Raw genomic sequence first — 12,569 nt, 5'->3', positions numbered from 1 at the left:
GGCTTCGTCGAAGCTCGAACCGGATTGCGGCCGACTAGGCCTCGGACGGGGCCGGGGTAGCCGAGGCGGGGCTGTAGAAGACCGAACGCCCCTGCTTGGAACGCTCCAGCAGCCCCTGCGCCACACCCTGCTCCAGCGTGTTACGCACCACCGGCACCTGAACGGAACGTTCGGGATGCGCCTCGGTGAGCGCGGCTGCGATTTCTGCTGCTGACCTGGGTTCGCTCTGTCCTCCCAGGTAGGTGGCGGTCAGCTCCAGCCACGTAGGCTCTCCTGCCTTCTTGGGCGTGGCCGTCTTCTTGGAACTCTTGTGCTTGGTGGTGGCAGTCGGCTTCGCCGCCGCTGTCTTGCTGTTGGAACGCCGGGCCGCAGGGACCACGGTTCCCTTGGGGCTCTTGGGGCTCTTCCTCTGCTTGGTTGTCTGCTTGGGCGTGCCGCCGAGCACTTCCTGCATCTTCGTCAGGACCTGCTCGCTGTCCTCCAGGCGCACAAGATCATCCTGCAGCCGTGCGAGTTCGGTGCGCACACGCTCCTGCTCGCTCCGGGTCGCCGACAGGTCGTCGGCGACCCGCTGGGCATAGTCTGCCGTGACGCTCGGGGCGGGAAGGTTTCCAGACATGTGGTCCTCGGCTTTCGACGTGGGTGTAGCGACGATGGTACCCACACGAATCAAGCCAAGCCGCCAGTGCGCCTGGTGACATGGGTAGCCGTCCGAGTTGCTCTCCCGCCGGTCGTGGGGTGCGTATGCACCCGTCACTTGCGTTTCGCTCCTTCCGCTGGTGGCCGGAAGTCGGGCGGTCTGTCGAGTTCATGTTCGCGGAGTTGCCGTCGGGTGCCGACCGTCGGATGGGGCTCATCGTGACCACGGGCTACAGGGCCGGGCCGTGGATGGTGTTCCTGCCGGACGAGGCGTATGTCTCGGGGCGGCCCTGGGCGGTGTCCGCCTCGTGGCTGCGCGACAACTGGACGGCCGATGTGTACGCGGAGAGCGACACCGAGAAGATCCAGGTCCGTTCCGACTCCTCGCCGTCGCGGCAGCACGCACTGTCGTGAGCGGTCAACAGGCCTCCCAGCTCATACGGAACACACCGACTCCGTGACACGGAACCTGTGCCTGCCCATCTGCCTACCTCCAGCACCTCTCGGCCCGACCTCCAGGAAGAGGTCGGTCCGAAGTGGGCCGCACATTCGTGCAGCGACCGTGCCGGCCCTGGACCGTGGTCCATCAGCGTGCAGGCCCTGGGCGTAGGCGATGTCCATGCCCCGACTGGGCGTTGCCTCCTGCCGGCTCGGCCGGGGAGGTGAAGTAGGGGGCGCCTGCCCGGCCGGTACGCTGCCGGGGTGACGGAGCAGATCGAGCGGGACGGGCGGCGGCCGGCGAACGACGGGCCGAAGGCCGCCGCCCGTAACCGGGCCGCTCTGGTCATCGCCGCTCGGGAGGTCTTCGCGGAGCATGGTCTGGAGGCGCCGCTCTCCGCGATCGCGCGCAGGGCCGGGGTGGGGCAGGGCGTTCTCTACCGGCACTTTCCCGACCGGAGTGCCGCGGTGGCAGCGGTCCTGGAGGAGAACGTGCGGCAGGTCGAGCAGGCGGCCGCGGACGAGGACGCCACCTTCGACGCCGTGCTCGGTGTGCTGACGTGGCATCTTGCCGAGTCGGCGGCTTTCATCGGTCTTCTGCACGCCGACCGGGTGGGCGGGCGCTCGGGTATCCGCGCACACGCCCTTGCCCTGTCCGAGCGGGTGGAGTGTGCTCTGCGCAAGCACCTCCCCCGCGGTCATCGGCTGAGTGTTGGGGACGACCTCGTGCTCTCGGTCGCCATGGTCTCCGCCGCCGTCATCGGCCCCACTCGCGAGGAGCGCGAGCACCGGGCGCTGGCCGCCTGGCGGTTGCTCGGCGTCGAGGTGGGGCCGGTGCGGGCCTTCGGCGGCTGAGCCGAGGTCCGCGTCAGCCGCCGTTGGACTGCCGAGTGCCTTCCGCCAGCGCGTCGAAGGCGTACAGGTAACCCCCGGCGGGACCGCTGACGGTCATGTACGCCCTGGTCCCGCCGGGTGTGATGGCCACGTTGGTCGCCGACTCCAGGCCTTCGGCCCGAGCGGGAAGCTCCACCGTCGCCAGCCGCTCACCGTGCCGGTCGTACACGGCCATGGCTGCCCGGCCGTGCAGCCCCTGGTAGAGGTTGCCGTCCGCGTCCACGGCGATCGAGTCGGTCTGGGCGAGTCCGCCGTCCACGCGGATGGCGGTGTGCCGGGTCGTCACCCCGCCCTTCTCGTCGAGGCGCAGATAGGAGATCCGGTTCTCGGTGAGCTCGCTGAACCACAGCCCTCGGTAGTCCGCGTCGAAGGAGACCCCGTTCGGCGCGGCCAGCTCCTCGGCCAGAACGATGGCCCGGTCGCCATCCCGGTCGATCCGCACCACACGCCCGTGTGCCTTGCCCTCGGACAGACCGCGTGAGTCGCTGACGTACAGGTTGCCCTCCTGGTCGAAGGCGATGTCGTCGGGGTTCATCCGCGCTCCGTCGACCTCGCCGGAGAAGAAGGTCCGCGGGTCGCCGCCGTCGGGGGCCAGGCTCACGATCTCGCCGTGCGCGAAGTCGCTGAGGTAGAGCCGTCCGTCGTACGGGCTGAACTGTGCCGAGGTATAGGCCCCTCTGCCGTCGGTGTGGACCGCCCGGGACGTCTTCTTCGCGACGTCCACGCGTATGACTTTGGGCATGCCCTCGGGCGCCGTGACGTCGACGACGATCAGGCCGCCGTCGTCTCCGAACACAGGACCCTCCAGCAAGGTCATCCCGGTCTCGCTGTGCACCTGGGTCAGCTGCATGACCTTCTGCGCGCGGATGGTCCCGCCCGCGGAGACCGAGGCCGCCTCGCCCTCGGCGCTCTCCGTACCGCATCCGGTGAGGATCAGCGCGCCGACGGTGGCGAGCACGGAAAGGGACCGGGCTGAAAGTCGCTGCATGGGGGGATCACTCTTCCTGTCCAGTGGGCGGGTTCCGGCGGGGGGCGGGGAGTAGGCGGCCTGCGAGGAAGGGGGTTGCCTGGCCGAATGTCGCCCCCCGCCCCGGCCTCAACCGGACAGTGTTGTCCGGTAGTTGCTACCGTAGCGGACGGCCGCCCGACCGGGGCCACCCCACCATCCGGATCGAGGACCCCCCACATGACGACTCCTCAAGCACCGGCTCCCCACGAGCTCGCCGCACTGAGGCGGCGCTACCGGCTCGAACGCGAACGGCGTGTGCGTCCCGACGGCGCCGCCCAGTACCGCGACGCAGAAGCCGAGTTCGGCTACTACGCGGCGGACCCGTACACGGAGGGGCCGATCGTGCGCGACCCTCTCCACGACGCCGTCGACGTCGCCGTGATCGGCGGCGGATTCGGCGGCATCCTCACCGGCGCGCACCTGCGGCAGCAGGGCGTCGAGCGCGTCCGGATTCTCGATAAGGGCGGTGATTTTGGCGGCACGTGGTACTGGAACCGGTACCCGGGAGTCCACTGCGACGTCGAGTCCCACGTCTACCTGCCGATGCTCGACGAGACCGGCTATGTGCCGGAGTGGAAGTACGCCCCCGGTGACGAGATCCGCCGCCACGCGGTGCGGATCGCGCGGAAGTTCGACCTGTACGCAGATGCGTTGTTCTCCACCGGGGTCACCTCACTGACCTGGGACGAGGCGTCCGAGACCTGGGTCGTGGCCACGGATCGCGGCGACACCTTCCGGGCCACGTACGTCGTCAACGCCACCGGCACCCTCACCGACCCGAAGCTTCCCGGGATCCCCGGCATCGAGGACTTCGCCGGCCACACGTTCCACACCTCACGGTGGGACTACGCCTACACCGGCGGCACCCCCAGGGCGGCATGGCCGGACTCGCGGACAAGCGGGTGGGTATTGTCGGCACCGGGGCCACCGGCGTCCAGGTCATCCCGATGCTGGCCGAGGACGCCGCACACCTCTACGTCTTCCAGCGCACCCCCTCCACCGTGGACATACGCGGCAACCGCCGCACCACCACCCGGGACGTGGGCGCCGACCGCGAGGACTGGGCCCGTGGGCGACGGGAGAACTACCTCCGCATCGTCTCCGGTGAGAGCGCCGACCAGGACCTGGTGGCGGACCAGTGGACCGCGTCGGCGGGCCTGCTGGAGAAGCTTCTGCCGAGCTTCCGGCGGCAGGGTGACCGGCAGGCCTTCGAAGCCGCCTACGAGGCCGCCGACGCCGCCAAGATGAACGAACTCCGCGCCCGCGTCGAACAGACGGTCACGGACCCGCGGACGGCGGCGAAGCTCAAGCCCTGGTATCGCTACGCCTGCAAACGCCCCACCTTCTCCGACCTGTACTACCCGGCGTTCAACCGCGACAACGTCACTCTCGTCGACACCGCGGACACCCACGGCATCGAACGCGTCACCGAGCACGGCGTCACGGTCGCCGGCACCACGTACGAACTCGACTGCCTGATCTTCGCCACCGGGTTCAACGTCGGGACCTCCGGCATCCACTCGGGCAAGCTCCCCGTCCACGGCCGGGGCGGCGTCCAACTGCTGCACAGGTGGGCGCGGCAAGGCCCGCGGACGCTCCACGGCTTCACGAGCAACGGCTTCCCCAACCTCCTGCAGATGGGGCCCCTCCAGAACGCCAGCAGCGTCAACTTCACCCACATCCTGGACGAGCAGGCCATCCACGCCGCCGCCCTCATCGCAGCCGCGGAAGCCGGCGGCGCCCTCATCGAACCCGCACCCGAGACCGAGGACGCCTGGATCGCCGTCCTGGCCGAAGGCGCGCCCGACCACGAGTGGTTCCACGCCGAGTGCACCCCCGGCTACTACAACCGCGAAGGGCGAGGCCGGCCCAACGGTCCCCTCGCCTACCCGCACGGGGCCGTCGCCTTCCACGAGCTTCTGGAACGCTGGCGCGACAAGTCGATGACGGAAATCCTCCGGAGCAGGACCGTCCACCCCACCTGACGCGGCTCGGCCCGCCCGCTCCTCGACCTCGAACTCCCAGCCCTCAGCCCTCAGCCCTCGCAATGTCGGAAGGACCGAGCCATGAACGCACCCGTACCCGAGCCGGACATCGCCTCTCGCACCCTGCGGAGCGTTATCGTCACCGGGGCCGCGTCCGGCATCGGCCGGGCCGCCGCTCTGGCCTTCGCCGCGCAGGGCGTCCGCGTCCTTGCGGCCGACCTCGACGCGGAGGGCGTCGAGGAGACCGTACGGAGGGTCACGGCCGCCGGGGGGCATCACCCTGGCGGCCGTCGGGGACCTGGCCGAGCAACGGGTGGTGGACTCCGTGGTGGCCCGCGCGGTGGCGGAGTTCGGCGGGGTCGACGTGCTGGTCAACAACGCGGGAGTCATGGACCGTATGTCGGCGGCGCACGAGACCGACGACGCCGAGTGGGACCGGGTGTTGCGCATCGACCTCACGGCTCCCTTCATCCTCACCCGCGCCGTACTCCCCCACATGCTGACCGCCGGCGCCGGCTGCCTGGTCTTCACCGGCTCCGAGGCCGGCCTGCGCGGCGCCGCCGCCGGGGCCGCGTACACCGCCGCCAAGCACGGGATCACCGGGCTGGTGAAGAACCTGGCGGTGATGTACCGCGGGCAGGGCATCCGGGCCAACATGATCGCGCCCGGACCCACTGCGACCGGCATCGGTGTCGACAGCCGCCCCGACGCCCACGGCCCCTCCGTCCTCAGGAGTCTCATCGGCGCGAACATCGGCCGCATCGGCTCGGCGGACGAACAGGCCGCCGCCATCGTCTGGCTCGCGTCCGATGCGGCTTCCTTCGTCAACGGCGCCGTCCTGCCCGTGGACGACGGCTGGTCAGCCGTCTGACGCGGCAGGCCGAGGTACGCAACGCACGGCGCGTCACGGGCTGGCCGCGTCGGAGACCGGGGCCTCGGTGCGGGCGGTCAGGGCAGGAGCTCCACGTACCCGTCGGTTCCGTGGACACGGATCCGCTGCCCGTCCCGGATCAGCCGGGTGGCCCGCTCCACGCCCACCACGGCCGGCAGGCCGTACTCCCGGGCGATCACCGCGCCGTGGGTCATCAGGCCGCCGACTTCCGTCACCAGGCCCGCGATTCCGACGAACAGCGGCGACCAGCTGGGGTCCGTGAAGGTCGTGACCAGGATGTCGCCCGCTTCGAGGTCGGCCTCCGCCATGTCGAGGACGACACGGGCTCTTCCCTCGACGGTCCCGGTGGACACCGGCAGGCCGGTCAGCGCGCCGGCCGGCACGTCGTCGCGCCGGTACGCGCCGGTGACGGCCTCACCGTCCGACGTGAGGACCCGGGGCGGGGTGAGCGCGTGGTACGACCGGAACGCCTCCTTGCGCCGCTGGATGAGCCGCTCGTCCGCCCGGTTGGACCGTACGGTCTCGTGGAGTTCCTGGAACGTCAGATAGAAGGCGTCTTCCCTCTCGGGAAGCACCTTGTCCCGCACGAGTCGCTCGGCCTCCGCCAGCAGCGCCCGCTTGTAGACGAAGTAGCGGCTGACGATGCCGTACTTCGGGTACTCCCGGTATCCGATGAAGGTCCTGACCCGGTCGATCATCCGCTGGGTCTCGTCGGCCTTCCGGTCCCCGTCCGGCAGGGCCCGCAGCCGTGACAGCACGTCCTGTTCCTTCTGCCGGGCCTTCCGCCGGCCCTGTTCGAAGCGCTGCTCGGCAGCGCCCGGCCCGAAGTTCCGCACATGGTCGAGGATCACGGGGACGAGCGTGGTGGGTCGCTCGCGCCATCGCGGCCTGGTGATGTCGATCTCGCCGACGCAGCGCATGCCGTACCGGTCGAGGTACGCCTCGATGGCGTCCCGTGCCTCGGCTCCGCCCTCGGGCTTCGCCAGCTCGTCCAGGAAGGTGGCGTCGTCAAGGTGCGCGGCGTCCCGCAGGAAGGCCAGCACCTCCGGCAGCGGGCGGATCACGTCCGCGACGTCGAGCAGCGCCAGTCCCATCTCCGACGTGATGTTGTCGGGGGCCGACAGCGTCAGCGTGTCCGCGACGTTCTTCTCACCCAGCCACTTCCGCAGCCTGTCGTTGAGCCACCAGGTGGCGTCCATCCCCGCCATGAGCGCCCGCATGCTCAGCGGGTCGGCCAGAACCCGCTTGTGCTCCTCGAAGGCCTCCAGCAGGAAGTCGAACAGCGCCGGACCCTTCTTCGTCCGGATGTCACGTTCCAGGGCGGCGATGGACGTCCGGCTTCGCTCGATCAGTTCGGTGACGACGGCCGGATCGGTCTCGATCGGGGCGGGCGCACCGGTGGACGGCGGACCGACGGGAGCCGCGTCCGGGAGCGAGGGAACGAAGCCGTCGCGTTCGAGGACGGTCTCCAGGGCATCCCTGACCAGCGGATCGCCCTTCCCCATGGCGTCCAGGAGGCTGTCGCGGCTCGTGGGCGATGCCAGGCGCGGGGTGACGTCGACGAACAGCCGCCCACCGGCCTCGTGCATCGGCACCATGGCCGTCAGCTGCCACATGGAGTACCCGAGGGGCTTCATGGGGTCGGTCATCATCTGCTGGTGGCCGACGGAGACGTAGACGCGATTCCCCCCGTCAGCCCCCTCGGCGTTCTCCCCGTCATTCCCCTCGTCGCCGTTCTCGATGACGGGGAGGGGGAAGAGGGTGGTGATCGGCCTGCTCTGCACGATCCGGAAGCCGTCGTCGACCAGGCACCATTCGATGTCCTGCGGGCGGCCGAAGTGCGCTTCGATCCTGCGGCCGAGCCCCACGAGGCGGACGGCCTGCTCATCCGTCAGCGCCGGCCGCTCCCGCTGTTGTGCGTCGACCATCACTTCCCGCGTACCGCCGGCGGGCAGGGCGTGTATGGCGCGCTCCTTGGCGGCGATGGTCCTGGTGACGACTTGACCGTCCCGGACCGTGAAGACGTCCGGGTTCACCAGGCCGGAGACCAGGGCCTCGCCGAGGCCGAAGCCGGCGTCCACGGTGGCGACCTTCCGGTTGCCGGTGACGGGGTCGGCCGTGAACAGGATGCCGGACGCGTGCGGGAAGACCATCCGCTGCACGACCACGGCCATGTGGACCGTACGGTGGTCGATGCCGTTCCGCTGTCGGTAGATGACGGCCCGCTCGGTGAACATCGAGGCCCAGCACCGGCTGATGTGCTGGAGGACCGCGGTCGGCCCCAGGACGTTCAGATACGTGTCCTGCTGGCCGGCGAAGGAAGCCGTCGGCAGGTCCTCCGCCGTCGCGCTGGACCGGACGGCGTACGCGGCTTGCTCGCCGAACCGGACGATCGAGCCAGTGATCGCCGCCACGATGTCGCCCGGGACGGCGGTCTCTTCGATGGTGCGGCGAATCCGTGCGCTGAGCGTGCGGATCTCCTCCCGGTCCTCCGGGTTCAGCCGCGACAACTCATCGAGCCGTTCGTCGATCGACGGGACTTCCGCCATGGCCCGCCGGAAGGCGTCCGTCGTCACGCAGAAGCCGTCCGGCACGCGGATGCCTTCGATCCGCGACAGGCCGCCCAGGTGTGCGCCCTTGCCGCCGACGGCCGCGACACGCGTCTCGTCGACCTCGCTGAGATCCAACACGTACGGGCCGGTCATCGCGACACCTCCGGGGCGGTCGTATTCCGTTGCACTGCGGCGGCCGATCGGATCACCGGCGCCTCGCCCTCTGTCGAACCTCTTGTCGGGCACGTACTCATTCCTGGTTGTCTTCCCTCTGACGAGTGGACCGGCGGATCCTCCCGGCCGGTCGGCGCGCGTCGTGCCACCGTTCCCGCTGGTGGTGGCATCGACCCGAGGATTCTGCGCCGTCACCGGGGTCTTGCCGCAAGCCCCCCGGTGAGCTATAAGTTGAGAGTGGCAAGGAGACGTCTTTCTCCTTGCCTTTGTTTTTGCGCTTACCCCGGGCGCCGGGTCATCCCTCCGCGGTCATTCCTCCGCGTCGCGGACCAGCAGCGCGATCTGTACCCGGTTCTGGACCGCCAGCTTGGAGAACAGGCTGCCCGTGTGCGCCTTGACCGTCGCGACACTGATGTGCAGCCTCTGGGCGATGTCCGGGTTTCCCAGTCCGTCCGCGATGGCCCGAGCGGTTTCGTGTTCCCGTTCGGTCAGTGCCGAGAGCCGTTCCCGCGCGGCCCGACGGGTCGAGTCACGGGCGTGGGAGGACTGCGGGCCGGTGGCCGCGGCGATCACCCGTGCCGTGGCGGCCGGCGACAGCGCGGGGGTGCCGTCCGCCACGGCCCGCACGGCGTCGAGGATCCGCGGCGGCGGGGTGTCCTTGAGGACGAACCCGAGAGCTCCGGCCCGCAGCGCGCCGAGCACCAGGTCGTCGGAGTCGAAGGTCGTCAGCATGAGCACCCGGGGCGGCACCGGCCGGGCCAGGAGCACCCGGGTCGCGCCGAGTCCATCGAGGCCTGGCATCCGTACGTCCATCAGCACGACGTCCGGCCGCTGCTCGTCCACCACGGTGATCGCGGCGTTCCCGTCGGCCGCCTCCCCGACGACGGTCAGATCCGGTTCGCCGTCGATGACGAGCCGCAACGCCATCCGCACCAACTGGTCGTCGTCGACGATGACGACACGCACCGGCTCCCGCTCGCTGTCCACTCATGCTCTCTTCTCGTGGGTGGGGTTCGGCCAGGGTAGCCGCGCGCTGAGGACGTAGCCGTGGTCGGCCGTGGGGTGATGGTGGAGTGTTCCGCCGGCCAGGCCGACCCTTTCGGTGAGGCCGAGCAGTCCGAACCCCGACGCGGGTGGGCGGTGCGTGGTGCTCGTGGTGGCCGGGGCGTTGCGGACGTCTACGCGGAGCCCCTCGCCGGCCGCGCCTTCGAGTGCGATGCGGACGGGCGCGCCCGGGGCGTGTTTGGCGGCGTTGGTCAGCCCTTCCTGGACGACCCGGTAGCAGGTTCGTCCCACGACGTCGGCCGGTGTTCCCGTCACCTTGGTGGTGAGGGTGACGTCCAGTCCCGACGCGCGGGCGTCGGCCACCAGGTCGGGGATGCGGTCGAGGGAGGGCTGCGGTGGTTCCGGGTGGCCCGGGTCGGCCCGGAGCACGCCGAGGACACCGCGCAGTTCCTCCAGGGCCTGGTGGGAGCCTTCGGCGATGCCACGGACCAGTAGACGGCTCTCCTCGGCTCCGAGGTCGCCGCGGTGGTCCAGCACTCCGGCCTGCATGGCGACCAGGGAGATCCGGTGCGCGAGCACGTCGTGCATCTCGCGGGCGATCCGGTTGCGCTCCAGGACCCGTGCCTGCGTCGCTCGTGCCGTCTGTTCCCGTTCCGCGCTCTCCGCGCGGTCCCGCAAGGACCGCACCTCGACGCGCCGCGCACCGATGGCCATGCCCACGGCCGCCGCGATGCCCGCGGTCAGGGCCGGCAACGCGAGCTGCAACCAGAACATGCCGGGCGGGTTCTGGACCGGGTAGACCCCGCCCGCGAACTGTGACGCGGCCACGTAGGCCAGGGCGACGGCCCCGATCTCCACCGGGCGTCGGCGGGTGGAGACCGAGCCCAGCGCCAGGAGGGCGGCGCCGGTGGCGAGCGTCGACGCGGTCGAGGCGATCGCGACCGTCATGGCGACGGCGAGGGGGAATCGCCGCCGCCACAACAGGGCCGTCAGGCAGCCGAGGGCCACGAGCGGATCGCCGACGCGGAACCAGGAGCCCGGTCCGGCGCCCTGCTCGTGGAGCAGCACTCCGATGTAGAGCCAGATCGGCACGCTCACCGCGGCGGCCGCCGCCAGCCGCCAGGTCTGCTGCCACCGTCCGAGCCGTGGCGCGCCGTACGTGTTCACCCGTTCATTGTCGCGAAGCCGTGCCGCCGGCGAGTCGTCCCCGGGGCGGAGGCGCCCTCGACCGGAGTCGTACCCGCGTCTCGCCCGTGGTCGGCGCGGCTTCGGGCCGCCGGGCCGATGTGCCGCCCGGGCCCGCACGCACAGACTCGTCCGGACGGCGGCCCGAGGGTGGAGGCGGCCCGTACGACCACGTCACACAGCCGGCGGCAGGTGCTCCGCGCCGGTGTTCCCGGCGCCCGGTGCGCCCCTTCTCCAGGAGGACGTCAGATGCGTACATCCTTGTCCCTCGCTCTCGCCGTCGGCGTCGTGGCGGTGGCGATCGCCGTGCCGGGAGCGTCCGCGGCGGCTCCGGACACCGTGCGGGTGGGTCCGGGGGCCGGCGGGGCGAGTCCGGGCCCCGTGCGGTGGGGCCCGTGCCCCGAGGACATCACCGCACCCCGGCTCGAATGCTCGACGCTCGACGTGCCGCTCGACTACCGGCACCCGGACGGCCGTCGGATCGAGATCGCGATCTCCCGGCTGGCGAGCGAGAACCCGTCCGAGCGCCGCGGTGTTCTGGTGACGAATCCGGGTGGTCCCGGAGGTGCGGGGCTGGACTACCCGGCGGTTCTGGCCGGTGCGGGGCTGCCCCGGGAGGTGCTGGACTCCTACGACGTGATCGGTTTCGACCCTCGTGGAGTCGGCCGGAGCGCGCCCGTGACCTGCGATCTGACGCAGGAGCAGCAGTACCGCGGCAACTTCGCGCCGTACGCGCACACCGCCGCCGATGTCGCACGGGAGGCGGGGTACGCGCGGACCGTCGCGAAGCAGTGCGCCACCTCGCCCACGGCGTCGGTGCTGCCGCACATCACCACCGCGAACACCGCGCGCGACATGGACCGGCTCCGGGCGGCGCTGGACGAGCCGAAGCTCTCGTACCTCGGTCACTCCTACGGCACCCATCTCGGTGCGGTGTACGCGACGATGTTCCCGAACCGCGGCGACCGGGTCGTCCTCGACAGCAATCTGGGTCCAGGGGGCTATGACGTCACGGCCATGCGGTCGTTCGGCCGCGGGCTGGAGGACCGGTTCCCGGACTTCGCGGAGTTCGCGGCCGCGCACCCCCGGTACGGTCTGGGGGCCACGCCCGGGCAGGTGACCGCGAAGTTCTTCGATCTCGCGAAGCGGCTGGACGGGAAGCCGGTCCGGGGCATCGACGGGACCGCGTTCCGCGCGGTCACGTTCGAACGTCTCTACGCTGATGTCCTCATGCCCCACCTGGCGGAGTTCTGGCAGGCGGTCGACATGGACCGGCCGCTGCCGGCGTCTCCCCCGCCGCCGGCGAACCTGGAGAACCTCCTGGCCGCGCGCCATTACGTGATCTGCAATGACTCACCCTGGCCGGGGACGGTTCGGGAGTATCAGCGCAACGTCGCCGTCGACCGGCTGAGGTATCCGATGATCGGGGCGTCCACGGCGGGAATCGGACCGTGCGCGTTCTGGCCGACGGAGCGGGTCGAGCCGCCGGTGCGGATCGGTGACCGGGGTCCGTCGAACGTGCTCATGGTGCAGAACGAGCGCGACCCGGGGACGCCGCTGGCCGGCGCCCGGGAGCTGCGGCAGGCGTTCGGCCGGCGGGCCACGCTGGTGACGGCCGACCAGGGCGGACACGGTGTCTACCCGTTCGGCGGCAACACGTGCGCGAACGACGCGGTGACGACGTTCCTCACCACCGGGCAGCGCCCGGCGCGGGATCTGGCCTGCCCGGCGGAACCGGGCGAGCGGGGGTAGCGGGGTGGCGGGGGTAGCGAGGTGGCGGGGGTAGCGAGGTGGCG

General features: G+C 70.9%; 8 protein-coding genes and 2 pseudogenes. 5 read left to right on the top strand and 5 right to left on the bottom strand.

Annotated features, from left to right (window positions below; genetic code table 11):
* Nucleotides 1-34: 34 nt before the first annotated feature.
* Nucleotides 35-619 (bottom strand): hypothetical protein, encoded by a 585-nt coding sequence (locus tag ACIQRW_RS33360; RefSeq protein WP_403767730.1) that lies wholly within the window; start codon nucleotides 617-619, stop codon nucleotides 35-37.
* A gap of 80 nt (nucleotides 620-699) precedes the next feature.
* On the opposite strand from ACIQRW_RS33360, the gene imm45 reads away from it, so the two are divergent.
* Both imm45 and ACIQRW_RS33350 read left to right on the top strand, forming a co-directional pair.
* A complete protein-coding gene (gene imm45 / locus ACIQRW_RS33355) occupies nucleotides 700-1,053 on the top strand; it encodes an Imm45 family immunity protein (protein WP_403767682.1) in 354 nt (117 codons plus the stop codon).
* Between the two features lie 288 nt (nucleotides 1,054-1,341).
* A complete protein-coding gene (locus ACIQRW_RS33350; protein ID WP_403767679.1) occupies nucleotides 1,342-1,932 on the top strand; it encodes a TetR/AcrR family transcriptional regulator in 591 nt (196 codons plus the stop codon).
* A 13-nt stretch (nucleotides 1,933-1,945) separates the two neighbouring features.
* Here the strand turns inward: ACIQRW_RS33350 and ACIQRW_RS33345 are convergent, their stop codons facing one another.
* Nucleotides 1,946-2,959 carry an SMP-30/gluconolactonase/LRE family protein gene (locus ACIQRW_RS33345; protein WP_403767676.1) on the bottom strand — a complete coding sequence of 338 codons (1,014 nt, stop codon included), beginning with the start codon at nucleotides 2,957-2,959 and terminating at the stop codon, nucleotides 1,946-1,948.
* A 198-nt stretch (nucleotides 2,960-3,157) separates the two neighbouring features.
* On the opposite strand from ACIQRW_RS33345, the pseudogene ACIQRW_RS33340 reads away from it, so the two are divergent.
* A pseudogene (locus ACIQRW_RS33340) lies at nucleotides 3,158-4,965 on the top strand (flavin-containing monooxygenase).
* 81 nt (nucleotides 4,966-5,046) lie between these two features.
* Nucleotides 5,047-5,836: pseudogene (locus tag ACIQRW_RS33335) on the top strand (SDR family NAD(P)-dependent oxidoreductase).
* A gap of 77 nt (nucleotides 5,837-5,913) precedes the next feature.
* Here the strand turns inward: ACIQRW_RS33335 and rph are convergent.
* From rph to ACIQRW_RS33320, 3 genes are all read right to left on the bottom strand, one after another.
* Nucleotides 5,914-8,562 carry a rifamycin-inactivating phosphotransferase gene (gene rph / locus ACIQRW_RS33330; RefSeq protein ID WP_403767673.1) on the bottom strand — a complete coding sequence of 883 codons (2,649 nt, stop codon included), beginning with the start codon at nucleotides 8,560-8,562 and terminating at the stop codon, nucleotides 5,914-5,916.
* Between the two features lie 330 nt (nucleotides 8,563-8,892).
* Nucleotides 8,893-9,570, bottom strand: a complete 678-nt coding sequence (locus tag ACIQRW_RS33325; protein ID WP_403767670.1) for a response regulator — start codon at nucleotides 9,568-9,570, stop codon at nucleotides 8,893-8,895.
* The gene (locus ACIQRW_RS33320; RefSeq protein ID WP_403767668.1) at nucleotides 9,571-10,755 is read right to left on the bottom strand and encodes a sensor histidine kinase; all 1,185 of its coding nucleotides are present in this window, start codon (nucleotides 10,753-10,755) and stop codon (nucleotides 9,571-9,573) included.
* Between the two features lie 267 nt (nucleotides 10,756-11,022).
* On the opposite strand from ACIQRW_RS33320, the gene ACIQRW_RS33315 reads away from it, so the two are divergent.
* Nucleotides 11,023-12,525, top strand: coding sequence for an alpha/beta hydrolase (locus tag ACIQRW_RS33315; RefSeq protein WP_403767665.1), 1,503 nt, complete (start codon nucleotides 11,023-11,025; stop codon nucleotides 12,523-12,525).
* Nucleotides 12,526-12,569 lie beyond the last annotated feature (44 nt).

Origin of the sequence: Streptomyces sp. NPDC091287, from assembly GCF_044768525.1 — a bacterium.
GTDB lineage: Bacteria > Actinomycetota > Actinomycetes > Streptomycetales > Streptomycetaceae > Streptomyces.
This window is presented reverse-complemented; position numbering and strand designations above follow the sequence as displayed.

What these genes read in the sequence shown, in the direction of transcription:
- imm45 (WP_403767682.1), top strand. Translation starts at nt 700, where the DNA reads ATGGGTAGCCGTCCGAGTTGCTCTCCCGCCGGTCGTGGGGTGCGTATG.
- ACIQRW_RS33315 (WP_403767665.1), top strand. Translation starts at nt 11,023, where the DNA reads ATGCGTACATCCTTGTCCCTCGCTCTCGCCGTCGGCGTCGTGGCGGTG.
- ACIQRW_RS33345 (WP_403767676.1), bottom strand. Translation starts at nt 2,959, where the DNA reads ATGCAGCGACTTTCAGCCCGGTCCCTTTCCGTGCTCGCCACCGTCGGC.
- ACIQRW_RS33360 (WP_403767730.1), bottom strand. Translation starts at nt 619, where the DNA reads ATGTCTGGAAACCTTCCCGCCCCGAGCGTCACGGCAGACTATGCCCAG.
- rph (WP_403767673.1), bottom strand. Translation starts at nt 8,562, where the DNA reads ATGACCGGCCCGTACGTGTTGGATCTCAGCGAGGTCGACGAGACGCGT.